Source organism: Streptomyces sp. NPDC042259, from assembly GCF_055582085.1.
This window is the reverse complement of the sequence record NZ_JBVJDW010000001.1, coordinates 157,687-183,080: the sequence shown is the minus strand read 5'-3', so window position 1 is coordinate 183,080 and position 25,394 is coordinate 157,687. Positions and strand designations below refer to the sequence as shown.

The window sequence follows — 25,394 nt, the reverse complement described above, 5'->3', positions numbered from 1 at the left end:
GGCCCGGCGGCGCCGCCGCGCGCCCGGAACACCCGGCCCACGCCCGAGGGCGCCGCCACCCCCGATCACCGCTCCACACCACACCAACGGCAGCGGCCCCACACCACCTCAGAACACCGGCACACCATCCCGCGTCAGCTTCCAGTCCACCGAAGCGAACCGCGCCACATCGATCGCCCCCTGCGCCTTCACCCACCCGATGATCGTGTTGCGAATCTCCTCCGAATTCGCCCACACCTGCTTCGCACCCGCCACATGCGGGAAATTACCCCCACCACTCGCCCGGTAATTGTTCACCGCCAGCACAAACTGCGCCGCATCATCCAACGGCTTCCCCCCGAACGACAGATTCACAATCCGCGACCCCGGCGCCTTCGCGATGTCGATCTCATACGACAGACCACTCACCGCGTCATAGTTGTAATCCGGAATGCTCTCCGCGTTCGTCAGCTTCGCCGGATCCACCGGATCACCCGCAGCCGTCCGCACGTAATAACGCGCCGAGAACTCCAGATACGCCCGCAGCTGCGCACCAGTCAGCAGCCGCGCCTCCAGCGTGTTCTCGAACGGATACAGCCCCGCCACCTCGCGGATCGTCACCTTCCCCGCCGGCACCGCGGCCGTCCGCGAGAAGCACGACGCCTGCGACAGCACCGGCAGCGACGCGTACGCCGTCCCCGCCAGCGCCGACTTCACCGTCTCCGCCTGCACATGGTTGATGAAATCGATGATCGGCGTGTCCTTCACCGGCGCCTCCGCCGCCCCCATCGCCGCCGACGACGTACCGATCACCTGATTCACATACGCCACGACCTTCTCGTGCTCATCACGCAACAACCCCGTGACCTTCCGGTCCTCGGCCACCGTGTTCGAGTTCAACACCTTCGCCGACACCGACTCGACCTGCCAGCACCCCTTGCCCCACACCAACTCGAAGTCGAACAACGTCAACCGCTGCCCCCACTTCAACGGCTCCGACAGAACGACCTGCTTACCCGACTTCTTGTTCGTCACCCGGTACTCGGGAATCTCCGTATGCGCATGCCCCACCAAAATCGCATCGATACCCGGCACCTGCTCCGCCACCAAAGCCGCCGCATTCTCGATGTACGGCAACTGATCCCCGTACGACGACGTACCACTGCTCCCCGAATGCGCCGACACGATCACCACATCCGCACCCATCGACCGAAGCCTCGGCACCCACTTCGCCGCCTGCTCCTCCAGCCCCGGGAACGTCATCTTCCCCTGCACATTCGCCTTGTCCCAGATCGCGATCCCCGGGTTCGTCAACCCCAGCACCGCCACCTTCACATCACGACCGTGCGGCGTACACACCCGCTTCATCACATACGGCGCGAACGCCGGACGCAACGTCTTCGCATCCAACGCATTCGCACCCAGCAACGGAAAATCACACTGCTTCTCGAACTTCCGCAGCACCGGGATCCCGTAATTGAACTCATGATTGCCCAGCGCCGCCGCGTCATACCCGATCGCGTTCATCGCCTGCGCCATCGGATGCACCGGACCACCGGCCCGCGTAATCGGATCGACCTTCGCGTAGTAGTACGACAACTGCGTACCCTGAATCGTGTCACCCGCGTCGATCAACAGCGTGTTCCGCCGGCCCTTCTCCTTGCGGACCTGCTCCACCAACGTCGAGATCTTCGCCAGACCCACATCGTTGTGCGCCTTGTCATCGAACTCGGCATCGGTGAAATAGTCCCAGTTGAAGACATTCCCGTGCAGATCCGTGGTGCCCATGACGGTGAACGCGTACCGCTTCTTCCGCCGATCCCGGAACCCCGCCCCGGCCGCCTCCGCCGGACCGGCGGCCGCCGCCCCCGCCAACGCGACCCCCGCACCCGTCGCGGCAGTACGCCCCAGGAACTTCCTACGGTTGAGCGGCATCTCTTCTCCCCATCAGTGACGGCCGAAACCTCGGCAAACAGCACAACGCGCGTAGATTCTGACCCAGCCCTCCCCACACACGACAGACCCCCAAGGTTGCGATCCGGTGACTCCCCAGTAACCCCGCACCACCACGCCGCCACACCGGCTACCCACACCCCCCACCTGAGACGCTGGGCCCATGACCACACCACCGGCACCTCTCCCGTACGGCACCCCCGAAGCCCCCCGCCTCGCCGTCCGAGGCGAAGCCCGCCTCGACGTCGACCCCGAAATCGCCCGCCTCGGCATCACCGTCAGCGCCCGCGGCACCGACCGCCGCACCGCCCTCGCCGACCTCACTCACCGCAACAACCAAACCCTCGAACTCATCAAGTCCTACGGCGAAGCAATCGAACAACTCGAAACCGGCTCCCTCACCATCACCCCCCAACTCACCGACAAAGGCCGCCACGAACGCGTACGCGCCTACCACGGCACTGTCCACCTCAGCGTCACCGTGGGCGACTTCACCGCCCTCGGCGAACTCACCACCCGACTCGCCGACCTCGACCTCACCCGCGTCGACGGCCCCTGGTGGGCCCTGCGCCCCGACTCACCCGCCCACCGCGACGCCCGCCAACAAGCCGTCCGGGAAGCCGTACAACGCGCCCGCGAATACGCCGGAGCGCTCGGCGCCGAACTCGTCGCCGTCGTGGAACTCGCCGACATCGGCGCCGAGAACGCCACCCCCCTCGGCCTCCCGCCCGCCCCCGGGGGAATGATGCGATCAGCCGGCTACGGCGGCGAAGCCCCCGCCCCCGCCCTCGACCTCGAACCCCAGCGCCAATCCGTCTACGCACAGGTCAACGCCAGGTTTACGATCACCCGCCCCGCCCTCTGACACCCCCGCGCGGGGGACACCCGACCCACCCGCCGACGCTCATCGGAGCACCCCCGCGCACGTTTCACTAATCGTCAACAACCTTTCGGTAAAACGCCGTTGGACAGTCGCGAACGCCCAATTTCCTACCCGTCGGTAAGTCATAAGCTCATGCCATGCGCCGAGCCAAAATCGTCTGCACACTGGGCCCCGCCACCGACTCGTACGAGCAGATCAAGGCACTCGTCGAAGCCGGCATGGACGTCGCCCGCTTCAACCTCAGCCACGGCACCTACGCCGACCACGAAACGCGCTACGAACGGGTACGCAAAGCCGCCGAGGAAACCGGCCGCAACGTCGGCATCCTCGCCGACCTTCAAGGCCCGAAGATTCGCCTCGGCACCTTCCGCGAAGGTCCTGTACTCCTTGAACGCGGCGATGACTTCACCATCACCGTCGACGACGCCGAAGGCGACCGCCACATCTGCGGCACCACCTACCCCGGCCTCGCCGCCGACGTCACCAAAGGCGAACGCATCCTCGTCGACGACGGCCGCGTCACCCTCGAAGTCACCGAAGTCGACGGCCCCCGCGTCAAAACCATCGTCATCGAAGGCGGCATGGTCTCCGACCACAAGGGCCTCAACCTCCCCGGCGTCGCCGTCTCCGTCCCCGCCCTCTCCGACAAGGACGTCCACGACCTCCGCTGGGCCATCAGGACGGGCGCCGACATCATCGCCCTCTCCTTCGTCCGCAGCGCCCACGACATCGAGGACGTCCACCGCATCATGGACGAGGAAGGCAGCCGCCTCCCCGTCATCGCGAAGATCGAAAAACCACAGGCCGTCGACAATCTCGACGGCATCGTCGCCGCCTTCGACGGCATCATGGTCGCCCGCGGCGACCTGGGCGTCGAAATGCCCCTCGAAACCGTGCCCATCGTCCAAAAGCGCGCCATCAAACTCGCCAAGCGCAATGCCAAGCCGGTCATCGTCGCGACCCAGATGCTCGACTCCATGATCGACGCTTCCCGTCCCACCCGCGCGGAGGCCTCCGACGTCGCCAACGCCGTCATCGACGGCACGGACGCGGTCATGCTTTCGGGTGAGACCAGCGTCGGCAAATACCCCGTCGAGACTGTGAAGACGATGGGCCGCATCGTACGAGCGGCAGAGGAAGACGTCCTCGCCAAGGGGCTGCCGCCGCTGACCGAACGCAGCAAGCCCCGCACCCAAGGCGGCTCCGTGGCCCGCGCGGCGGCGGAAATGGGCGACTTCCTCGGCGCGAAGTTCCTGGTGGCCTTCACCCAATCCGGTGACACGGTCCGGCGCCTGTCGCGCTACCGCTCGCCGATTCCGCTGCTGGCCTTCACCCCGGAGCCGGCGACGCGGTCGCAGCTGAACCTGACGTGGGGGGTGGAGACGTTCCTCGGCCCGATGGTCCAGACGACGGACGAGATGGTCGACCAGGTCGACGAATACCTGCTGCGGATCGGCCGCTGCCGGAAGGGCGACATGGTCATCATCACGGCGGGCTCGCCGCCGGGGGTGGCGGGGACGACGAACCTGGTGCGGGTGCACCACATCGGGGAGGAGGAGTAGGCAGGCCAGTCAGTATTTGGGGCCGATGTGGGCGTCCATGAGGGCGACGGAGTCCTTGCGGGCGACGGATATGTTGAACGGGTCCTTGCCGCGCCGCGTCATCGTCCATTCGACGCCGACGATGTCGAGGGTGTCGGCGTAGAGATAGAGGATGTCCTCGGACTTGTTGGTGAAGAAGTAGCGCGGGTACTCGTAACGCTTGCGCTCACCGCCGACGAGGCGGGTGGTCCAGTTGGTGATCCGGCAGCCGTCGGAATGGATGAGCCCGCGTATGAACTCCCAGGGGTACTCGTCCACGATGGCTTCCTGCCAGGGTTCGAGCGCGATGAGCCGCTCGTGCTTTTTGCCGGGGCCGTGCTGGGGGAACAGGCAGGGCCAGTGCTTACTGGTGCTGGTGACCATGACACAGCCTTGCTTGCGGACGGTGCAGACGCGGTTTGCCGGGCGAACACGTCTGATGGCATCCCGGCAGGAGTCGATCAGTCCGGGCCAGGCGTCCGCGCACGCGATGCGTAAGGCGTAAACGCCCCTCCGGCCGAGACTGAGGCAGCCGTCGCCCAAGTAAAGGCCGAGCAAGTAGGCGTATGCGGCGCGATCTTGCGGGGGTTGCGGGTCGGCGTCGCACATCGAGCACTCGGTCGAGCGAGTGAGGGGTTCGATCCTCGTTTGCCATTCGCGTATCGCGGACCTGGATATGCCGGTCCGCTTGCTTACGGAGTTGAGGCTGTGGCCGTGGCTGACGAGCGCGAGTGCGCGCTTGCGTGTAGCGAGGTCGTACATGCAGACGAGCTTCGTCGGATCTTTGCCGCTGCGCGCCGATTCGAAGGTGCGTTCGCCACGGCGAGTGAAGATCGCCAATTACTGGCTGACCTTGGAAAGAAAGGGAAAGTGCCCCGAGTCGGATTCGAACCGACGCTGTATGGGTTTTGAATCCATGGCCTCTACCGCTGGGCTACCGGGGCTAGCCTATGAAACCAAGGTTAGCGGAGATCCGCTGTGCGTCAAACATACAGGACCTAGGTAGGCTCATGGGGCACCACCTGTCCTGAGCGAGGAGACCCGTGACCGCCGCCGAGCCCACACCCGTCGACGACGAGCAGCCGCACACCCCTCCCCACACCACCCGTGTCGTCATCGCCGAGGACGAGGCCCTCATCCGTCTCGATCTCAAAGAGATGCTCGAAGAAGAGGGGTACTCCGTCGTCGGGGAGGCGGGAGACGGCGAGACCGCCGTCGCGCTGGCGCGGGAGCACAAGCCCGACCTGGTCATCCTCGATGTGAAGATGCCCGTCCTCGACGGGATCTCCGCCGCCGAGCGCATCGCCGCCGAGTCCATCGCGCCCGTCCTGATGCTCACCGCCTTCTCGCAGCGCGACCTCGTCGAGCGGGCCCGGGACGCCGGTGCCATGGCCTACCTGGTGAAGCCGTTCAGCAAGAGCGACGTCGTGCCCGCCATCGAGATGGCGGTCTCGCGGTTCACCGAGCTGAAGGCCCTGGAGCAGGAGGTCGCGGACCTCTCCCAGCGGCTGGAGACGCGCAAGCTCGTGGACCGGGCGAAGAGCGTGCTGCAGACGCAGTACGGGCTGACCGAGCCCGCCGCGTTCCGCTGGATCCAGAAGACGTCGATGGACCGCCGGCTGTCGATGCAGCAGGTCGCCGAGGCCGTCATCGAGGATGCCCAGGAGAAGCAGAACAAGCAGTCGGCCCCCAAGGAGCAGTAGTCCCGCGGCGCGCCGCACGAAGGGCCCCGTCCGATGGCCGGACGGGGCCCTTCGCGTATCAGTCCTCGCCCAGGTACGCCTTGCGTACGGACTCGTCGTGCAGCAGATCGGCCCCCGTGCCGGACAGGACGATTTTGCCGATCTCCATGACGTGGCCCTGGTCGGCGAGGGAGAGCGCGGCCTGGGCGTTCTGTTCGACGAGCAGGATGGTCGTGCCGGAGGCCTTGAGTTCGGCGATGGTCTGCATGATCTTCTGCATCATGATCGGGGAGAGGCCCATGGAGGGCTCGTCGAGCATGAGCAGCTTGGGGCGGGACATCAGGGCGCGGCCCATGGCGAGCATTTGTTGTTCGCCGCCGGAGAGGGTTCCGGCGGCTTGTCCGGCTCGTTCGCCGAGGATGGGGAACAGCTCGTAGACGTGCTGGATGTCGTGGGTGATGGCGTTGGTGTCCTTGCGGAGGAACGCTCCGAGCTGGAGGTTTTCGGCGATGGTGAGCCGGGGGAAGATGTGGCGGCCTTCGGGGGAGTGGGCGAGGCCGCGGGCGACGATCCGGTGGGCGGGGGTTCCGGTGAGGGGCGTGCCGTCGAAGCGGATGGTGCCGGCGAGGGGTTTGAGGAGTCCGGAGAGGGTGCGCAGGGTGGTGGTTTTCCCGGCGCCGTTGGTGCCGATGAGGGTGACGACCTGGCCGGCTTCGACGGTGAAGGAGATGCCTTTGACGGCTTCGATCTTTCCGTAGGCGACGCGGAGGTTGTCGACTTCGAGGAGGGGGGTCATGGGGTGTCCTCCGTGAGGTCGGCGTGGGTGTCGGCGTCGGCGTGGGCTTCGGCGGCTTCGACTTCGGCGAGTTCTTCCTGTCCGGGTGCGCCGTCGAAGGGGGTGCCGAGGTAGGCGGCGATGACGCGTTCGTCGGCTTGGACGGTGTCGGAGGTGCCTTCGGTGAGTTTTTCGCCTTGGACGAGGACGGCGACGCGGTCGCAGAGGCTGAAGATGAAGCGCATGTCGTGCTCGATGACGAGGACGGCGATGCCTTGGTCGCGGATGGCGCGGACGAGGGTTTGGGTGGCGCGGGTTTCCTGGGGGTTCATGCCGGCGGTGGGTTCGTCGAGGAGGAGGAGGCCGGGGTCGCTCGCGAGGGCGCGGGCGATTTCGAGCTTGCGTTGTTCGCCGTAGGGGAGGTTGCGGGAGAGGTGGTCGGCTTTGGCGGTGAGGCCGGTGAAGTCGAGGAGTTCCATGGCGCGTTGGATGGAGGCGGTTTCGGCGCGGTGGAATGCGGGGCCGCGGAGGAGGGCGGAGAAGAGGCCTTCTTTGGTGCGGGTGTGGCGGCCGACGAGGACGTTTTCGAGGACGGTCATATTGGCGAAGAGGCGGATGTTCTGGAAGGTGCGGGCGATGCCGGCTTGGGCGACGAGGTGGGGTTTGGGGGGTAGGACGGTGTCGCGGTAGGTGACGGTGCCTTCGGTGGGGGTGTAGAGGCCGGTGAGGCAGTTGAAGAAGGTGGTTTTTCCGGCGCCGTTGGGGCCGATGAGTCCGACGATTTCGCGGGGGTGGACGGTGAGGTCGACGGATCGTACGGCGGTGAGTCCGCCGAAGCGCATGGTGACGCCGGTGGCGTGGAGTACGGGGTGGGTGCCGTCGGGGGCCGGGGTTTTCGTGGGGGTGGTCGTCATGCCGGTCACGCCTCCGCCTTGGTGACGCCGGTTGCCCCTTCGGGGAGGCGTGGTTCGGGTACGGCGAGTTGGTCGGTCTCGTGGAATTCGAGTTGTTTCCGGCGGTCGGCGACCATGCCTTCGGGGCGGAAGCGCATGAGGAGGACGAGGGCGAGGCCGAAGAGCAGGAGTTGGTAGTCCTGCATGAATTCCATTTTGTTCGGGATGAGGTAGAGGAGTGCGGCTCCGATGACGGGGCCGCTGATGGTGCCCATGCCGCCGAGGATGACGGCGGCGAGGAGGAAGGCGGAGTTGGGGGGTACGGTCCCGGCGAATTGGTAGCTGTCGGGGGTGGTGGTGGTGATGACGTGGGCTTGGACGGTGCCGGCGAGTCCGGCGAGTGCGGCGCCGAGGGCGAAGGCGAGGAGTTTGAGGCGGAAGGCGTTGATGCCCATGGCGGTGGCGGCGGTCTCGTCTTCGCGGATGGCGACCCAGGCGCGGCCGATGCGGGATTCGGCGGCGCGGCGGAAGACGAGGACGACGACGAGGGTGGCGAGCAGCATCAGCAGGTAGTAGTTGCCGAAGCGGCCGATGGGGGTGCCGAGGATGTGGTGGGTGGTGCCGAATTCGAAGCCGAGGATTTCGAGGTCGGGGATGTTGGGGATGCCCATGGAGCCGTTGGTGATGTCGGGTCCGGTGGTGCCGTTGAGGTTGAGCATGGTGATGCGGAAGATCTCGCCGAAGCCGAGGGTGACGATGGCGAGGTAGTCGCCGCGTAGGCGCAGGGTGGGGGCGCCGATGAGGACGCCGAAGACGAGGGAGGCGCCGATGCCGGTGAGGACGGCTGCCCAGAAGGGGAAGTGGACGCCGAGGGCGGATTCGGGGGAGCCGGAGACGAGGGCGGCGGCGTAGGCGCCGACGCCGAGGAAGGCGACGTATCCGAGGTCGAGGAGGCCGGCGAGGCCGACGACGACGTTGAGGCCGAGGGCGACGGTGGCGAAGATCAGGATGCTGGTGGCGAGGTTGCTGTAGGTGTCGTTGGTCTGGGTGAGGGGGAAGCAGGCGGCGGCGGTGAAGGCGGCGGCGAGGGTGGTGTTGCGGTGTTTGGCGGTGAGGTGGCTGAGGCGGGCGGTGAGTCCGGAGCGGCCGAGGGCGGCGATGGTGAAGCAGGCGAGGAGGAGGTAGCCGACGAAGAGTTCGCCGTATTCGGTGTCGATGCCGTAGGTGAAGGCGTAGAGGCCGGTGGCGAAGGCGGCGGCGATGATGAGGATTTCGGCCCAGGTGGGGAGTTCGCCGGCGCGGGGTGGTCGGCCTGGGGTGAGGGTGTGGCGGAAGCGGTGCCATGGGGTGGGGGGCTTGGTGTCGCTGTGGTGGTCGTAGGGGCGGTCGGCGGGGAGGGCGAGGGCGCCGGTGAGGGTGAGGAGGGTGGCGAGTGCGGCGAGGTGGCCGCCGGGTTCGAGGTTGGCGAGGCCGCCGAGTTGGGTGCTGATGGAGCCGAGGGTGTACCAGGTGGTGGCGAGGGTGCCGAGGGCGAGGAGGAGGGTGGGTGCGGTGGTTCCGGCGGGGGTGAGCCAGCGGAGGCCGCGGGGGCGGTAGGTGGTGAGGGCGTGGAGGAGGGTGAGGATGCCGCCGGTGAGGGTGATGTTCTGGAGTCCGCCGGGGTAGCCGGTGACGGTGAGGTTGCCGGGGAAGGCGGTGGTCCAGGTCCAGGCGAGGAAGGTGGAGATGATGGTGAGTGTGGCGCCCGTGATGGTGGTGATGCGGGCGATGTTGGTAGGGAGGGGGATGAGTGAAGTGGCCTTCTGTGGAGGGGAGTCGGGGGTGGGGTTCTTGTCGGTCATGGGGATCACGCCCGATCCGCGACGCGTTCGCCGAGCAGGCCTTGGGGCCGTAGCAGCAGGACGAGGATGAGGAGCACGAAGGCCCAGACGTCCTTCCAGGACCCGCCGCCGAACTGGGTCATGCCGGGGATCTCCTCGATATAGCCGGTGGCGAGGGCTTCGGCGACGCCGAGGACGACTCCGCCGAGCATGGCGCCGTAGATGTTGCCGATGCCGCCGAGGACGGCGGCGGTGAAGGCCTTGAGGCCGGTGATGAAGCCCATGCGGAAGTCGATCTGGCCGTATTTGAGGCCGTGGGCGACGGCGGCGATCGCGGCGAAGGCGGCGCCGATGGCGAAGGCGATCACGATGATGCGGTCGGTGTTGATGCCCATGAGTTTGGCGGTGTCGGGGTCCTGTGCGGTGGCCTGCATGCCGCGGCCGGTGCGGGTCTTGGCGACGAAGAGGCCGAGGGCGGTCATGCACAGGGGGGCGGCGATGAGGAGGAAGATCTCGCCGCGTTGGACGGTGGCGCCGAGGATGTCGATGGCGTCGCCGGGGAACTGGGGGAAGACGCGGGCCTTCTTGGCGTCGGGGTACCACTTCCAGATGGCTTGCTGGAGGGCGATGGACAGGCCGATGGCGGTGATGAGGGGGGCCAGCCGGGGGGCGCCGCGCAGGGGCCGGTAGGCGAAGCGTTCGGCGGCCACGGCGATGGCGGTGGAGGCGGCGACGCCGCCGAGGATCATGAGGGGGAGCGCGAGCAGCAGGCCGGTGCCGTCGGGGAGGACGAGGTAGGCGGTCAGTGCGCCGAAGCCGCCGACCATGAAGATCTCGCCGTGGGCGAAGTTGATGAGCTGGACGATGCCGTAGACCATCGTGTAGCCGATCGCGATGAGGCCGTACATCGCGCCGAGGATGAGTCCGTTGGCCAGCTGTTGCGGCAGTTCGTGCACCGCCGGGCCTCCGTGGTGGGAGAAGGGGTACTGGGCCGGTCGACGCGGGCCGTGCGGGGTGCGGGGTGGTGTCGTGCCGCACGGCCCGGGCTGTCGGTGTGTGGTGCCGGGCGGGGCGGGATCAGCCCTTGTACTCCGCGCTGTGGCGGGCTTTCCAGGTGGTTCCGTCGACCTGGTAGGCGGTGATCATGGTGTTGGTGGTGTCGCCGTATTTGTCGAAGGAGACGGGGCCGGAGACGCCGTCGAACTTGACCTTGTTGAGGGCTTCGACGATTTTGGCGCGGGCGTCGGTGGGCAGCTTGCCGCCGTTTTCGGTGACGGTGGCCTTGACGGCCTGGATGATGGCCCAGGCGGCGTCGTAGGCGGTGCCCCCGTAGGCCTCGTAGGCGTCCTTGTAGCCGGCGGCCTTGTAGTCGGAGATGAATTTCTTGGCGGAGTCGAGTTGCTCGACGGGCTTGCCGACGGAGGTGGCGTAGTCGCGGTCGGCCTTCTTGTTGAGGTTGATGTAGTGGGGGCTGTAGAGGGCGTCGCCGCCGAGGAGGGGGGCTTTTACGCCGCCGTCCTTGAGTTGCTGGCTCAGCGGGGCGGCGGCGGGGTATTCGCCGCCGTAGAAGACGAGGTCGGGGTTGGTGCTCTTGGCCTTGGAGACGATGGCCTTGAAGTCGCGGTCCTCGGGGTTCACGTGCTCGGTGCCGACGACCTTTCCGCCGAGGGCGGTGAATTTGGCGGCGAAGGCGGCGGCGAGGCCGACGCCGTAGGTCTTCTGGTCGTCGATGACGTAGACCGTCCTGGCTTTGATCTTTTCGTAGGCGTACTGGCCACCGAAGGCGCCTTGGACCTCGTCGGTGGTCGAGGTGCGGAAGTAGGTGGTGAACTGGCGCTTACGGTTGTTCTGCTTCCAGTCCTTGCCCTGAGTGAGGTCGGGGGTGGTGTTGGCCGGGGATATGAGGGCCATGCCGTGGGACTGGGCGACCTGTTGCATGGACTGGGCGACGCTGGAGTTGAGCGGTCCGACGGCGGCCATGACGTTCTTGTCGCCGGAGAGTTTGGTGGCGTTCTGCTGGCCGGAGGTGGGCTGGCCCTGGTCGTCGAGGGCTTTCATCTCGAAGGTGACGCCGGGGACTTCCTTGGCCTTGTTGGCGTTTTTGACGGCGAGGTCGGTGGCGTTCTTGATGCCTTGGCCGAGCGGGGAGAGATCTCCGGTCAGCGGGGCGTCCACGCCGATCACCACGGTGGTGTTCTTGCCGCCGCCGGTGTCGTTGCCGCCGCTGTCGTCGCGTGATCCGCAGGCGCTGAGGGTGAGGGCCCCGGTGGTGAGCGCGGTGGTGAGGATGAGCAAGGAACGGTGTCGCACGGTGCTTCCTTTCCCTGGCGAGGCCCCCTCTGCTGAGGTGCCGTTCGCTTGCCGGGCGGCGTGGTGAAGGCGTGCGTGATGTGCGAAAACCGCCCGGCGGGGTGGTAACTGGCCGTGACTCTAGGGGTGGGCGGCGATCTGGGGCAGAGGTGCTGTCGATGATGTGACTGTCTTGTTATGACGAAGGTCACTCGATGGCGTCCGTGTAGCGGAATTGACCGGACGATTGGGGTGTGTCGGGCGATAACCGCTGTCCGGATATCGTGAATGTGCAGTTCCGCTAAGGAGTCGCCAATGCGGGGTGCGGCTGCGCCTGCGGGAGATCACCGGGGGCTGGTCCGGGCGGAGTGGATCTGCGGGGGGTGTGGTGCGGGAATGTCACGCACCGTTATCAGTGGGCGGGGGCTGTGCTCTCTCCTCAATCGCCGGACGGGCTCGAATTGAGCCCGTCCGGCGATTGAGGACGCGCCCGCAGGGCGCTAAGCCGCCGCAGGCGGCAAGACCGGCCGTCAGCCGAAGATCCGCCGGCAAGGCGAGAGGCTAGGACTTCGCGTCCGCACCCTCGTTGTCACGGATGAGGCACGTGAGGCGGGCAGTGCAAACGCGCTTGTCCTGCTCGTCGGTGATGACGATCTCGTACGTGGCGGTGGAACGGCCGCGGTGGACGGGGGTGGCCACGCCCGTCACCATGCCCGAGCGCACACCGCGGTGGTGCGTGCAGTTGAGGTCCACGCCGACGGCGAACCGTCCCGGGCCGGCGTGCAGCATCGCGCCGACGGAGCCGAGGGTCTCGGCGAGCACGGCGGAGGCGCCACCGTGCAGCAGCCCGTACGGCTGGGTGTTGCCCTCGACGGGCAGGGTGCCGACGATGCGCTCGGGGGCCGCCTCCACGACGGTGACCCCCATGCGCTTGCCGAGATCCCCGGCGGAGAACAGGGCGGCCAGGTCGAGGCCGCTGCCGGCCCATTCGTCCAGGATCTCCTGCGGGAACGTGGTCGTGATCTGCTCGCCCATGCGTCGCGGCTCCGATCGTTCTCGGTGGTCGCGGTGCGAACCACCTGTCCAGAGGAACCGTCCTACCAGGTCGCCCCGCCCGCGCTCAGGCCGGGTCCGTCTGTTCGAGCCTGATGACCAGGGATTTGCTGGCGGGGGTGTTGCTGGTGTCGGCGGTGTGGTCCAGCGGGACCAGGACGTTCGTCTCCGGGTAGTAGGCGGCGGCGCAGCCGGGGGCGGTGGGGTAGTGGACGACCCGGAAGCCCGGTGCGCGCCGTTCCGTGCCGTCGGTCCATTCGCTGACGAGGTCGGCGTAGGTGCCGTCGGCGAGGCCGAGGGCGTGGGCGTCGTCGGGGTGTACGAGGACGACGCGGCGGCCGTTCTTGATGCCGCGGTAGCGGTCGTCGAGGCCGTAAATGGTGGTGTTGTACTGGTCGTGGGAGCGGAGGGTCTGCAGCAGCAGTCGTCCCTCGGGTGCCGTGGGGTATTCGACGGGGGCGGCGGTGAAGTTGGCCTTGCCGGTGGCGGTGGGGAAACGGCGTTCGTCGCGGGGGGCGTGGGGCAGGGTGAAGCCGCCGGGGCGGGCGACGCGGGCGTTGAAGTCCTCGAAGCCGGGGACGACGCGGCTGACGCGGTCGCGGATCGTCGCGTAGTCGTTCTCGAACTCTTCCCACGGTGTGGTGCTCTCGGTGCCGAGGACGCGGCGGGCGAGGCGGCAGACGATGGCGGGTTCGGAGAGCAGGTGGGGGCTCGCGGGTTCCAGGCGGCCGCGGGAGGCGTGGACCATGCCCATGGAGTCCTCGACGGTGACGAATTGGTCGCCGCCGCGCTGCCGGTCGCGCTCGGTGCGGCCGAGGGTGGGCAGGATCAGGGCGCGGGCGCCGGTGACGACGTGGGACCGGTTGAGTTTGGTGGACACGTGGACGGTCAGCCGGGCGCGGCGCATGGCGGCCTCGGTGACGTCGGTGTCGGGGGAGGCGGCGACGAAGTTGCCGCCCATGGCGAAGAAGACCTTGGCGTCGCCGTCGCGCAGGGCGCGGATGGCGCGGACGACGTCGAGGCCGTGGGCGCGGGGCGGGGTGAAGTCGAATTCCTTCTCGAGGGCGTCGAGGAAGGCGGGGGAGGGGCGTTCGAAGATGCCCATGGTGCGGTCGCCCTGGACGTTGCTGTGGCCGCGGACGGGGCAGACGCCGGCGCCGGGGCGGCCGATGTCGCCGCGCAGCAGGAGGAGGTTGACGACTTCCTTGATGGTGGGGACGGCGTGTTTGTGCTGGGTGAGGCCCATGGCCCAGCACACGACGGTGCGCCGGGAGGCGAGGATCATGCGGAGCGCTTCCTCGATCTCCTCGCGGCGCAGTCCGGTGGCGCGCAGGGTTTCGTCCCAGTCGGCGGTGCGGGCGGTGCGGGCGTATTCCTCGAAGCCGTGGGTGTGTTCGCGGATGAAGTCGGTGTCGAGGGCGCCTTCGGTTTCGAGGACGAGGCGGCCCAGGGTGCGGAAGAGGGCCTGGTCGCCGCCGAGGCGGATCTGGAGGAAGAGGTCGGTGAGGGGGGTGCCGCCGCCGGCGAGGCCGCGGGCGTTCTGCGGGTTCTTGAAGCGCTCCAGGCCGGCTTCGGGCAGCGGGTTGACCGTGATGATCTTCGTGCCGCCGGCTTTGGCCTTTTCGAGGGCGCTGAGCATGCGGGGGTGGTTGGTGCCGGGGTTCTGCCCGGCGACGATGATCAGGTCGGCCTGATAGAGGTCTTCCAGCAGGACGCTGCCCTTGCCGACGCCGATGGTCTCGGTGAGGGCGGAGCCGGAGGACTCGTGGCACATGTTGGAGCAGTCCGGCAGGTTGTTGGTGCCGAACTCGCGGGCGAAGAGCTGGTAGAGGAAGGCCGCTTCGTTGCTGGTGCGCCCGGAGGTGTAGAAGAGGGCCTCGTCGGGGGAGGTGAGGGCGTGCAGTTCTTCGGCGATGAGGTCGAAGGCGCGCTCCCAGGTCACCGGCTCGTAGGTCTCGGCGTCCTCGGCGAGGTACATGGGGTGGGTGAGGCGGCCCTGCTGGCCGAGCCAGTAGCCGCTGCGGGTGGCGAGGTCGGCCACGGGGTGGGCGGCGAAGAAGTCGGGGGTGACGCGGCGCAGGGTCGCTTCTTCGGCGACGGCCTTCGCGCCGTTCTCGCAGAATTCGGCGGCGTGGCGCTTGTCGGGCTCGGGCCAGGCGCAGCCGGGGCAGTCGAAGCCGTCCTTCTGGTTGACCTTGAGGAGGGTGAGTGCGGTGCGTCGCACGCCCATCTGTTTCTGCGCGACGCGCAGGGTGTGGGCGATCGCGGGCAGCCCGGCGGCGGCGTGCTGCGGGGCGGCGACGTCGGGTGCGTCCTGGACGGGATCGCCTGTGGGCGGCTTGCCTGCCATCTCGCTCCCCCTTGAGCGGGTCGGGGTGTACGTGGAGTCGTACGGGGCGATCCTGTCACGGCCCGCTGACGGCCGGGTCGCCGAGGCGGTCCGGCGGGGTGCCGGGGGCGGGCGTGTGGCCGGGATTGTCAGTGGGCCGTGGCAGGATCGGGGGCGTGGCAGCAAAGGCATCGAAGACGAACGAGACGACCGGCACCGAGGCAGTGGAGGGAGGCCGTCCGCGTCTGCTCCTGATGGACGGGCACTCCATGGCGTATCGCGCGTTCTTCGCGCTGCCGGCGGAGAATTTCACGACGTCCGGCGGTCAGCCGACGAACGCGGTGTACGGCTTCGCGTCGATGCTGGCCAATACGTTGCGTGACGAGCGGCCGTCGCATTTCGCGGTGGCGTTCGACGTGTCGCGCAAGACGTGGCGGTCGGAGGAGTTCCCGGAGTACAAGGCGACGCGTTCGAAGACGCCGGACGAGTTCAAGGGGCAGGTCGATCTGATCGGCGAGCTGCTGGACACGATGTCGGTGCGGCGGTTCGCGGTGGACGGCTTCGAGGCCGACGATGTCATCGCCACGCTGGCCACCGAGGCCGAGGCCGAGGGTTTCGACGTTTTGATCGTCACGGGTGACCGTGACTCCTTCCAGCTGGTCAGTGACCGGGTCACGGTGCTGTATCCGACGAAGGGCGTCTCGGAGCTGACGCGTTTCACGCCGGCGAAGGTCGAGGAGAAGTACGGTCTGTCGCCGCGGCAGTACCCGGATTTCGCCGCGCTGCGCGGTGACCCGTCGGACAATCTGCCGGGCATTCCGGGGGTCGGGGAGAAGACCGCCACCAAGTGGATCACCCAGTTCGGGTCGTTCGCCGAGCTGGTGGAGCGGGTCGACGAGGTCAAGGGCAAGGCCGGGCAGAATCTCCGTGATCATCTGGAGGCCGTCAAGCTGAACCGCCGGCTCACCGAGATGGTGCGTGATGTGGCGCTGTCGACGCATCCGGACGATCTGTGCCGTGAGCCGTACGACCGGCTGGCGCTGACGACGTTCCTGGAGCGGCTGGAGATCCGTAACCAGGGCCTGCGGGACCGGCTGCTGGCGGCGGACCCGGGGGCGGAGCAGGCGGAGGAGGTCGCTCCGGCCGCCGGTGCCGAGGTGGACGGTGTGGTGCTGGGCGCGGGGGAGCTGGCGCCGTGGCTGGCCGGGCACGGCGCGGCCCCGCTGGGTCTGGCCATGGTCGACAGCTGGTCGCAGGGCAGCGGCCGGGTCGCCGAGATCGCTCTGGCGACGGGGGAGGGGCCGGCGGTCTGGTTCGACCCCTCGCAGCTGGACGAGGCCGATGAGCGGGCGTTCGCGGCGTGGAGCGCGGACGCCGCCCGGCCCAAGGTGATGCATGACGCGAAGGCCGCCATGCGGGTCTTCGCGGAGCACGGCTGGTCGGTCGAGGGCGTCACGATGGACACCGCGCTGGCCGCCTACCTGGTCAAGCCCGGGCGCCGTTCGTTCGCCCTGGACGCGCTGTCGGTGGAGTATCTGGGCCGCGAGCTGGCCACGGCCGCCGCCGGTGACGGCCAGCTGGCCTTCGGTGCCGACGAGCAGGCGGAGGCCGATGCCCTGATGGGCCGGGCCCGTACGGTCCTCGATCTCGGCGAGGCCTTCACGGGCCGGCTGAAGGACGTGGGCGCGGCGGAGCTGCTCACGGATGTGGAGCTGCCGACGAGCGCGATGCTGGCCCGGCTGGAGCGGGCGGGCATCGCCGCGGACCGGGGCTGGCTGGAGCGGATGGAGCAGCAGTTCGCGGCGGCCGTGCAGCAGGCCGTGCGGGAGGCGCACGCGGCGGCGGGCCGGGAGTTCAATCTCGGTTCGCCCAAGCAGCTGCAGGAGGTGCTGTTCGGCGAGCTGGGTCTGCCGAAGACGAAGAAGACCAAGACCGGGTACACGACGGACGCGGACGCGCTGGCCTGGCTCGCGGCCCAGACGGAGAACGAACTCCCGGTGATCATGCTGCGGCACCGGGAGCAGTCGAAGCTGCGGTCCACGGTCGAGGGCCTGATCAAGGCCATCGCTCCCGACGGGCGCATTCACACGACGTTCAACCAGACGGTGGCGGCGACGGGCCGGCTGTCGTCCACCGACCCGAATCTGCAGAACATCCCGGTGCGTACGGACGAGGGCCGGGCCATTCGCCGGGGCTTCGTGGTGGGCGAGGGTTTCCAGTCGCTAATGACGGCCGACTACAGCCAGATCGAGCTGCGGGTGATGGCGCACCTGTCCGAGGACGCGGGGCTGATCGAGGCGTTCGCGTCCGGTGAGGACCTGCACACCACGGTCGCCTCGCAAGTCTTCGGGGTCGCGAAGACCGAGGTCGACCCGGAGATGCGCCGCAAGATCAAGGCCATGTCGTACGGGTTGGCGTACGGGTTGTCGGCGTTCGGCCTGTCGCAGCAGCTGAATATCGCGCCGGACGAGGCGCGCCGGTTGATGGACACGTTCTTCGAGCGGTTCGGCGGGGTGCGCGATTACCTCCAGCGGGTCGTCGAGGAGGCCCGTGCCACGGGTTACACCGAGACGATGCTGGGCCGTCGTCGCTATCTGCCGGATCTCAACAGCGACAACCGGCAGCGTCGTGAGATGGCCGAGCGGATGGCGCTGAACGCCCCGATCCAGGGGACGGCCGCCGACATCGTGAAGATCGCGATGCTGCGGGTGGGCGAGGCTCTGGAGGCCGGGAAGCTCACGTCGCGGATGCTGCTCCAGGTGCACGACGAAATCGTGCTGGAGATCGCCCCGGGCGAGCGCGAGCGGGTGGAGGAGCTGGTCCGCCGCGAGATGGCGGGGGCAGTGGAGCTGCGTGCGGCGCTGGACGTGTCGGTCGGTGTCGGTGGGGACTGGGAGTCCGCCGCGCACTGACACGGCCGCCTTTCGCCGGTGTCGTCACCGCCCCCTCGCCGCGCGCCGACGAGGGGGCGGTGGTGTGTCGGCCGGCGGGGCGTCGGTGGGGGAGTTCCCTCGTCGGCGCGTGTTCCCCTCCGTGCCCGGCGTTGCTACGGTGCCCGCACCCGCTTTCCCTGACGCCCCATCAGCTTCCGGGAGGTCGCGCATGCGCGCACTGGCCGCCGCGGCCATCGGACTCGCCGCCGCTCTCGCGCTCGTCCTCACCCTCACCGCCCTCGGCCCGCCCGACGGCGAGACCTCGCCGAAACCCCTGCTGACCTCCCCTCCCGCGCACCCCTGAGCGGGAGGCCCGTCATGCGCCGCACAGCGAGCCTGGTCCTCCTCGCCCTCGCCGTCTTCTTCGCCGCCCTGTCGCCGCTGCTGCGCTGGTACGCCTTCCCGCGGCTGGCGAAGGTCCCCGCCGGCCGCTACCAGGCGGTCGTCACGGAGGCGAAGGACGCCACCCTCGTCGACTACGCCACCCTCGAACCCAAGAAGGTCTCCAAGGTCACCGTGATCCAGACCCTCAAGGGCAACGTGGAGCAGGCCAGGAAGGTCAAGAAGGAGACCGGCCGGGACGCCGTCGTCTGGGACACCCTCACCTATATAGCGGGGCCCGACGGAAAGATGGTCTCCCGGATCCCCGAGCGCTATGTCTTCGACGGCCACACCCAGCAGCCCGTGCACGCGGGCGGTGAACACGTCGACGGCACACCCGTACGCCGCGACGGCATCGCGTACAAGTGGCCCTTCCTCGTCGAGAAGCGCGACTACCGGTACTTCGACATGCAGACCCGCACCTCCGCGCCCATCCACTACCGGGGCACCCGCACCTACCGTGGACTCGACGTCTACTACTTCGAGCAGACCGTCCCCTGGACCAAGGTCCCGCTGCCCCGGACGCTGCCGCTCGGCATCAGCCCCGACACGGTCCGCCGGCTCGGCCTGGAGAACTGGTACACCACCAAGCGCATGTTCTGGGTCGACCCCACCACGGGCGCCCCCGTCAACGCCGAGGAACTCCACCGGACGGAGATGCGCTGGACCGGTCACCCGGAGAAGAAACCGATCACCGCCTTCGCCGGCCATGTGAAGATGCGCCCGGACTACGCCGACGACACCGTCGCGCTCGTTAAGTCCCAGCGGCAGCTGGTGCTGCTGCTCACCACGTATCTCCCCTGGGGCTTCCTGGCCCTGGGCGCGGCTCTGCTGGCGCTGTCGGTCGCCCTCGAGGTTGCTCGCCGGGGCCCTGCGGGCGCGTCCTCAATCGCCGGACGGGCTTGATTCGGCGGAGATCGTCGTGCGGTTGTCGGGGAACGGGCACAGGATGGAGGAAAACCCCGAGCGCCGGGCCCCGGGCAGGGGCACGCCGATCAAGGAGGCTCACCGTGAAGGAGAGTCCTAAGGACCAGTCCACCGCATCCAGGCCCCAGCGGCTGTTCACCGGGGGAGAGCGGCCGTTCGATCCCGAGGATCTGGTCATGGCGTCCGGCCGGGACGTCACCCCGGAGCGCGTCGAGGCCGCCAAGCGCCTCATGGAGGAACAGGGCTCCGCCGCCATCGAGAGGTACCTCCCCTGAACGCCTCTCGCCTGGCCGGCGGTTCGACGGCTACCGGCCGGTGGTGCCGCCTGCGGCGGCGAGGCGCCCTGCGGGCGCGTCCGGCGATTGAGGACACCACCGTTCGGCGGTGGTGCGCCCCATGATCCGCCGGAGAGGCCTACGCCCCGGGCCGACGAGCGTTGGTCCGGCGCGTGGGCGCGGCCGTGGACGGGTCCTCCGGCCACGGATGCCGCGGATAGCGGCCCCGCAACTCCGCCCGCACCGACCGGTAGCCGCCCTGCCAGAACGACGCCAGATCCGCCGTGACGGCCGCCGGGCGACCGGCCGGTGACAGCAGGTGGACGAGCAGGGGGACGCGCCCGCCGGCCAGTCGCGGCGTCTCCTGCCAGCCGAACAGCTCCTGGAGCTTGACCGCCAGGACGGGCTGCGCACCCCCGTAATCCACCCGCACGCGGGAGCCGCTCGGCACCTCGATCCGCTCCGGGGCCAGCTCGTCCAGGCGGGCGGCGTCACCGGTCGCCCACGGAAGCAGCCGTTCCAGGGCCGTGCCGGCGTTCAGCCGTTCCAGATCGGCCCGCTTGCGGGCCCGGGTCAGATCCCAGCCGAGCCAGTCGTCCGCGCCCTCCAGCAGGGCCGCCTCGGACACGTCCGGCCACGGTGCGCCCAGCGCGTCGTGCAGGAAGGCCAGCCGCTGCCGTAGCCCGACCGCCTCCGGCGTCCAGCGCAGCAGCTCCAGTCCCTCGCGCCGCAGCCCGTCCCGCAGGGCCGCCGCGACGCGTTCCGGGTCGGGGGACGGCAACGGACGCTCGGCCAGCTCCAGCGCCCCCAGCCGCTCGACCCGCCGGGCCACCACGTCGCGCCGCTCCTCGGACCAGGCGATCTCCTCGTCCCGCGCGTGGAGCGCCGCGGCGGCCGCCCGGGCGGTGCCCTCGTCGATCACGGCGCCGAGCCGCACCCGGGCCGACGCGGCCGCGACCGGGCGGTCCGCCACGGCCACCGCGAGCCAGCGCGCGCTGCGCAACCGCGACCCCTCGCCCAGCTCGGCCCCCGTCCCGGAGGCCATGAGGTACGCCCCCTCACCCCGCGCCCGCGCCACCCGCTCGGGGAACGCCAGCGCGGCGACGAGCCCGGCCACGGCGTCGTCGGTGTGCGGGGTGCCCGCGCCGGCACCCCGCGCGTCACCGTCGCCGTTGCCGTCGTCATCCGTGCCGCGGGCCGCGCCTTCCAGCCGCCGGGCCTCCGCCCGCCAGCGCGCGGCGTACGCGTCACCGCCGCGCCGCGCCGAGCGCCACGCGGCCGCCAGGTCGTCCCCGTACTCGCGTGGCGGCTCCTCGCTCAGCAGCGCGACCACCTCCGCCGCCCGGCGCGCGCCCACCTCCCGCGCGCCGTCCAGCAGGGCGCGGGCCAGCCGCGGATGCAGACCCACCCGGGCCATCCGCCGGCCCCGCGGCGTCGGGCGGCCGTCCGCCGAGACCGCGCCGGTGGCCACGAGGACCTCGCGCGCGGCGGCCATCGCACCGGACGGCGGCGGGTCGAGCAGCGCCAGCCCCGACGCGTCCGGCTCGCCCCAGCAGGCGACCTGCAGGGCGAACGCCGTCAGGTCCGCCACCGTGATCTCCGCCGCCGGGAACCGCGGCAGCCGCGCGTCGTCCGCCTCCGCCCAGCAGCGGTACACCGCGCCCGGAGCCTCACGCCCCGCCCGCCCCGCCCGCTGCCGGGCGGCCGCCCGGGACGCCCGTACGGTCGTGAGCGCGCTCAGCCCCCGCGCGTGGTCCGTGCGCGGCTCTCGCGCGAGCCCCGCGTCGACCACGACCCGTACGCCCGGCACGGTCAGGCTCGACTCCGCGACCGACGTCGCCAGCACCACCCGCCGGCCACCCGAGCCACCCGCCAGCACCGCGTCCTGCACGGCGGCCGGGGCCCGGCCGTGGACCTGGAGCACCTCGGCGCCCAGCGCCTCGGCCCCGCCCAGCCGCCCCGCCACCCGGGCGATCTCCCCGACGCCGGGCAGAAAACACAGCACGTCACCGTCGCGCTCGCGCAGGGCCCGCCGCACCACGCCCGCGACGTGCTCCAGCAGCACGGGGTCCACCCGCATGCCGTGCGGCGGCCGGACCCGCCGCTCCGGCGGGGCCCACACCACCTCCACCGGGTGCGAGACGCCCGGGGCCTCCACTACCGGCGCGCCGCCGAGCAGCCGCGCCCAGCCCTCCGCGTCGGTGGTGGCGGAGGCCGCGACGAGCCGCAGGTCCGGCCGGAGGGTGTCCCGTACGTCGAGGAGGAAGGCGGCCGAGGTATCGGCGTCGAGATGACGCTCGTGGCACTCGTCGAGCACGACCACGTCGACGCCGGCCAGCTCGGGGTCACGCTGGAGCCGCTGCAACAGCACACCCGTCGTGACCACCTCGACCACGGTCCGTGGGCCGGCCCGGCGCTCCCCGCGCACGGTGAAGCCGACCCGCCCTCCCGGCTGGTTCTCGCCGAGCAGCCACGCCATGCGCCGCGCGGCGGCCCGCGCGGCGATCCGGCGCGGCTCGGCGACCAGGACACGCCGGACGGGCTCGCCGGGCCGGGTGAGCCCGGCGAGCACGAGGGGCACCAGGGTCGTCTTGCCCGTCCCCGGGGGAGCGCACAGCACGGCCACGCCGTGCTCCTCCAGCGCCTGGGTCAGTGCGGGCAGCACGTCGCGTACGGGGAGGCGGTCGAGGGCTTCGGTCCGGATCACACGGCCCAGTCTCGCCCAGCAGCGCGCACGGCCGGATCGTGGGTCGGCGGCTCACCCGCCGTTTCGTCCTCAAGCGCCGGACGGGGCCGAAATCAGCCCGTCCGGCGCTTGAGGACACCGCCGCGCAGCGGAGGTGCGCAGGCCACGGTCCGCAGGGCCAAGCGCACACCTGGAAGAAGGGCCGGACAGGTCCTAGTCCCGTTCGCAGACGAAAATCGCCGTGCCCGGGATCAGATTCCCCCGCAGCGGGGACCAGCCGCCCCACTCCTGACGGTTCCAGGCGGGCCATTCCGGTTCGACCAGGTCGATCAGTCGGAAGCCGCCGGCGACCACGTCGCGGACCCGGTCACCGAGGGTGCGGTGGTGCTCCACATAGACGGCCCGGCCATGCTCGTCCTGCTCCACATAAGGGGTGCGGTCGAAGTAGGAGGCCGCGACCGAGAGGCCCTCGGGGCCCGGCTCGTCGGGGAACGCCCAGCGGATCGGGTGCGTGACGGAGAAGACCCAGCGGCCGCCCGGGCGCAGCACCCTGTGTACCTCCCGCATCACCCGCACCGGATCGGCGACGAAGGGCACCGCGCCGTAGGCCGAGCACGCGAGGTCGAAGGAGCCGTCGGCGAAGGGCAGGGCGCCCGCGTCCGCCTCCACCAGGGGGACGTCCCCGCCGATGCGCAGGGCGTGCTGGAGCTGGCGGTGGGAGAGGTCGAGGGCCACGGGGCGCGCGCCCTGGGCGGCCAGCCAGCGCGAGCACTGTGCCGCGCCCGCGCCGATCTCCAGGACGTCGAGGCCCTTGAGGCCGGCCGCCGGGCCCAGCAGGGCCGCCTCGGCCTCGTCGAGGCCCTCCGGGCCCCAGACGAAGCGGTCGTCCCCGAGGAAGCCGCCATGCTCGCTCTGGTACTCGTCCGCGTGGCGGTCCCACCAGCCCCGGCTGGCCCGGCTGCTCTCCGTCTCGTCGCTGTCCCGCCGTGTCGCTTCCGGCTCGTACTCGTCAATCATTTCGACCGTGGCGCCCTTGGCAGTAGTCTCTTCGTCTTCACCCGAGCGGGAGCTTCGGGCTGCGGCGGGGCCTTCGTGGCCACGCGACACATGAGTTGTGCCGGTTATGGGGTGTTTCGTCCCGGGTGTGCGCCTTCGCGCATTGACCCTGTCCGGCTGCCCCCGTATGCTACAAGTTGCGCTGCGGGCCTGCGCGCCTCAGACAGAGCAGGCCGCGCTCGCACTTGTTGTATGTCCCCTCGGTTGTCGAGGTGCTCCCGGTGTCTTCGGATTCGTCCGAAGCCTTCGGAACGGGCGCCTCCAAGGCTGTCCGGCTTCGGCAGTGCGATACGGGCTCTCGGCGTAGCAGTACCTACGACTCACTGTCCGTACCGGAGCCCTTTCCCACATGACGAGCAGCACCGAGACCACCGCCACCACTCCGCAGGTTGCGGTCAACGACATCGGTAACGAGGAAGCCTTCCTCGCCGCGATCGACGAGACGATCAAGTACTTCAACGACGGCGACATCGTCGACGGCGTCATCGTGAAGGTCGACCGGGACGAGGTCCTGCTCGACATCGGTTACAAGACCGAAGGCGTCATCCCTTCCCGCGAGCTTTCGATCAAGCACGACGTCGACCCGAACGAGGTCGTCAAGGTCGGCGACGAGATCGAGGCCCTGGTTCTCCAGAAGGAGGACAAGGAAGGTCGTCTCATCCTGTCCAAGAAGCGCGCTCAGTACGAGCGTGCCTGGGGCACGATCGAGAAGATCAAGGAAGAGGACGGGATCGTCACCGGTACCGTCATCGAGGTCGTCAAGGGTGGTCTCATCCTCGACATCGGCCTCCGTGGCTTCCTCCCGGCCTCCCTGGTCGAGATGCGCCGCGTCCGCGACCTCCAGCCCTACGTGGGCAAGGAGCTCGAGGCCAAGATCATCGAGCTGGACAAGAACCGCAACAACGTGGTCCTGTCCCGCCGTGCCTGGCTGGAGCAGACCCAGAGCGAGGTCCGTCAGACCTTCCTCACGACCCTGCAGAAGGGCCAGGTCCGCTCCGGCGTCGTTTCCTCGATCGTCAACTTCGGTGCGTTCGTGGACCTCGGCGGCGTCGACGGTCTCGTCCACGTCTCCGAGCTGTCCTGGAAGCACATCGACCACCCGTCCGAGGTTGTCGAGGTCGGCCAGGAAGTCACCGTCGAGGTCCTCGACGTCGACATGGACCGCGAGCGTGTCTCCCTGTCGCTCAAGGCGACGCAGGAAGACCCGTGGCAGCAGTTCGCCCGGACCCACCAGATCGGTCAGGTCGTCCCGGGTAAGGTCACCAAGCTCGTTCCCTTCGGTGCGTTCGTGCGCGTCGACGAGGGCATCGAGGGCCTGGTCCACATCTCCGAGCTGGCCGAGCGCCACGTGGAGATCCCGGAGCAGGTCGTCCAGGTCAACGACGAGATCTTCGTCAAGGTCATCGACATCGACCTCGAGCGTCGTCGCATCAGCCTCTCGCTGAAGCAGGCCAACGAGTCCTTCGGTGCCGACCCGTCCGTGGTCGAGTTCGACCCGACCCTGTACGGCATGGCCGCGTCCTACGACGACCAGGGCAACTACATCTACCCCGAGGGCTTCGACCCCGAGGCCAACGACTGGCTCGAGGGCTACGAGAAGCAGCGCGAGGAGTGGGAGCGCCAGTACGCCGAGGCGCAGCAGCGCTTCGAGCAGCACCAGGCGCAGGTCATCAAGTCCCGCGAGGCCGACGAGCAGGCCGCGGCCGAGGGCGCTGCCGCTCCGGCCGGTGCCTCCTCCTCGACCGGCGGCGGCAACGTCTCCGGCGGTTCGTACTCCTCGGAGTCGGCCGACAACTCCGGCGCCCTGGCGTCGGACGAGGCGCTCGCCGCGCTCCGCGAGAAGCTCGCCGGCGGCCAGAGCTGAGGCTCTGACCGGCAGCAGCTGACAGCTGACTGAGGT

19 protein-coding genes and 1 tRNA gene are annotated in these 25,394 nt (G+C 69.4%); 8 read left to right on the top strand and 12 right to left on the bottom strand.

From position 1 onward, the window contains the following. Positions 1–108 precede the first annotated feature (108 nt). On the bottom strand, positions 109–1,914 hold the full coding sequence (locus ACZ6MA_RS00855; protein WP_469429968.1) for a bifunctional metallophosphatase/5'-nucleotidase: 1,806 nt from the start codon (positions 1,912–1,914) through the stop codon (positions 109–111). A 181-nt stretch (positions 1,915–2,095) separates the two neighbouring features. Here ACZ6MA_RS00855 and ACZ6MA_RS00850 point away from each other — a divergent pair, with 181 nt between their 5' ends. Both ACZ6MA_RS00850 and pyk read left to right on the top strand, forming a co-directional pair. Next, entirely contained in the window at positions 2,096–2,797 is a 702-nt protein-coding gene (locus ACZ6MA_RS00850) for an SIMPL domain-containing protein (RefSeq protein WP_469429967.1), read from the top strand. Between the two features lie 155 nt (positions 2,798–2,952). Next, a complete protein-coding gene (gene pyk / locus ACZ6MA_RS00845; RefSeq protein WP_469429965.1) occupies positions 2,953–4,377 on the top strand; it encodes a pyruvate kinase in 1,425 nt (474 codons plus the stop codon). Between the two features lie 9 nt (positions 4,378–4,386). On the opposite strand, the gene ACZ6MA_RS00840 is transcribed toward pyk, so the two are convergent. Both ACZ6MA_RS00840 and ACZ6MA_RS00835 read right to left on the bottom strand, forming a co-directional pair. Continuing rightward, positions 4,387–5,157 (bottom strand): transcriptional regulator, encoded by a 771-nt coding sequence (locus ACZ6MA_RS00840; RefSeq protein WP_469431142.1) that lies wholly within the window; start codon positions 5,155–5,157, stop codon positions 4,387–4,389. 109 nt (positions 5,158–5,266) lie between these two features. Further along, a tRNA-Leu gene (locus tag ACZ6MA_RS00835) sits at positions 5,267–5,339 on the bottom strand. 99 nt (positions 5,340–5,438) lie between these two features. On the opposite strand from ACZ6MA_RS00835, the gene ACZ6MA_RS00830 reads away from it, so the two are divergent. Then, positions 5,439–6,098: an ANTAR domain-containing response regulator gene (locus ACZ6MA_RS00830; RefSeq protein WP_469429964.1), complete on the top strand. Its 660-nt coding sequence runs from the start codon at positions 5,439–5,441 to the stop codon at positions 6,096–6,098. Between the two features lie 58 nt (positions 6,099–6,156). On the opposite strand, the gene ACZ6MA_RS00825 is transcribed toward ACZ6MA_RS00830, so the two are convergent. The 7 genes from ACZ6MA_RS00825 to ACZ6MA_RS00795 all read right to left on the bottom strand — a co-directional run bounded on the left by ACZ6MA_RS00825 (position 6,157) and on the right by ACZ6MA_RS00795 (position 15,257). Then, positions 6,157–6,873: an ABC transporter ATP-binding protein gene (locus tag ACZ6MA_RS00825; RefSeq protein WP_469429963.1), complete on the bottom strand. Its 717-nt coding sequence runs from the start codon at positions 6,871–6,873 to the stop codon at positions 6,157–6,159. Then, complete coding sequence (locus ACZ6MA_RS00820) at positions 6,870–7,766, bottom strand: ABC transporter ATP-binding protein (protein ID WP_469429962.1); 897 nt, start codon at positions 7,764–7,766, stop codon at positions 6,870–6,872. The genes ACZ6MA_RS00825 and ACZ6MA_RS00820 overlap by 4 nt, the downstream gene beginning before the upstream one ends. Positions 7,767–7,771: 5 nt before the next feature. Continuing rightward, the gene (locus ACZ6MA_RS00815; RefSeq protein ID WP_469429960.1) at positions 7,772–9,586 is read right to left on the bottom strand and encodes a branched-chain amino acid ABC transporter permease; all 1,815 of its coding nucleotides are present in this window, start codon (positions 9,584–9,586) and stop codon (positions 7,772–7,774) included. Positions 9,587–9,591: 5 nt separating this feature from the next. After that, on the bottom strand, positions 9,592–10,521 hold the full coding sequence (locus ACZ6MA_RS00810; RefSeq protein WP_469429958.1) for a branched-chain amino acid ABC transporter permease: 930 nt from the start codon (positions 10,519–10,521) through the stop codon (positions 9,592–9,594). A 121-nt stretch (positions 10,522–10,642) separates the two neighbouring features. Continuing rightward, positions 10,643–11,860, bottom strand: a complete 1,218-nt coding sequence (locus ACZ6MA_RS00805; RefSeq protein ID WP_469431141.1) for a branched-chain amino acid ABC transporter substrate-binding protein — start codon at positions 11,858–11,860, stop codon at positions 10,643–10,645. A 555-nt stretch (positions 11,861–12,415) separates the two neighbouring features. Further along, positions 12,416–12,889, bottom strand: a complete 474-nt coding sequence (locus ACZ6MA_RS00800) for a PaaI family thioesterase (protein WP_469429957.1) — start codon at positions 12,887–12,889, stop codon at positions 12,416–12,418. 85 nt (positions 12,890–12,974) lie between these two features. After that, on the bottom strand, positions 12,975–15,257 hold the full coding sequence (locus ACZ6MA_RS00795) for an FdhF/YdeP family oxidoreductase (protein ID WP_469429956.1): 2,283 nt from the start codon (positions 15,255–15,257) through the stop codon (positions 12,975–12,977). Positions 15,258–15,490: 233 nt separating this feature from the next. On the opposite strand from ACZ6MA_RS00795, the gene polA reads away from it, so the two are divergent. The 4 genes from polA to ACZ6MA_RS00775 all read left to right on the top strand — a co-directional run bounded on the left by polA (position 15,491) and on the right by ACZ6MA_RS00775 (position 19,752). Further along, positions 15,491–18,148 (top strand): DNA polymerase I, encoded by a 2,658-nt coding sequence (polA, locus tag ACZ6MA_RS00790; RefSeq protein WP_469431140.1) that lies wholly within the window; start codon positions 15,491–15,493, stop codon positions 18,146–18,148. 190 nt (positions 18,149–18,338) lie between these two features. Further along, positions 18,339–18,473: an SPW_0924 family protein gene (locus ACZ6MA_RS00785; RefSeq protein WP_469429954.1), complete on the top strand. Its 135-nt coding sequence runs from the start codon at positions 18,339–18,341 to the stop codon at positions 18,471–18,473. Positions 18,474–18,487: 14 nt separating this feature from the next. Then, entirely contained in the window at positions 18,488–19,456 is a 969-nt protein-coding gene (pgfA, locus tag ACZ6MA_RS00780) for a cell envelope lipid trafficking protein PgfA (RefSeq protein ID WP_469429953.1), read from the top strand. Between the two features lie 104 nt (positions 19,457–19,560). After that, positions 19,561–19,752, top strand: coding sequence for a hypothetical protein (locus tag ACZ6MA_RS00775; protein ID WP_469429951.1), 192 nt, complete (start codon positions 19,561–19,563; stop codon positions 19,750–19,752). Between the two features lie 139 nt (positions 19,753–19,891). Here the strand turns inward: ACZ6MA_RS00775 and hrpB are convergent, their stop codons facing one another. Both hrpB and ACZ6MA_RS00765 read right to left on the bottom strand, forming a co-directional pair. After that, a complete protein-coding gene (hrpB, locus tag ACZ6MA_RS00770; protein WP_469429950.1) occupies positions 19,892–22,459 on the bottom strand; it encodes an ATP-dependent helicase HrpB in 2,568 nt (855 codons plus the stop codon). Positions 22,460–22,651: 192 nt separating this feature from the next. Further along, positions 22,652–23,455 (bottom strand): class I SAM-dependent methyltransferase, encoded by an 804-nt coding sequence (locus ACZ6MA_RS00765; RefSeq protein WP_469429948.1) that lies wholly within the window; start codon positions 23,453–23,455, stop codon positions 22,652–22,654. A 388-nt stretch (positions 23,456–23,843) separates the two neighbouring features. Between ACZ6MA_RS00765 and rpsA the strand changes: the two genes are divergently transcribed. Beyond that, positions 23,844–25,358 carry a 30S ribosomal protein S1 gene (gene rpsA, locus ACZ6MA_RS00760; RefSeq protein ID WP_130877236.1) on the top strand — a complete coding sequence of 505 codons (1,515 nt, stop codon included), beginning with the start codon at positions 23,844–23,846 and terminating at the stop codon, positions 25,356–25,358. Positions 25,359–25,394: the final 36 nt, after the last annotated feature.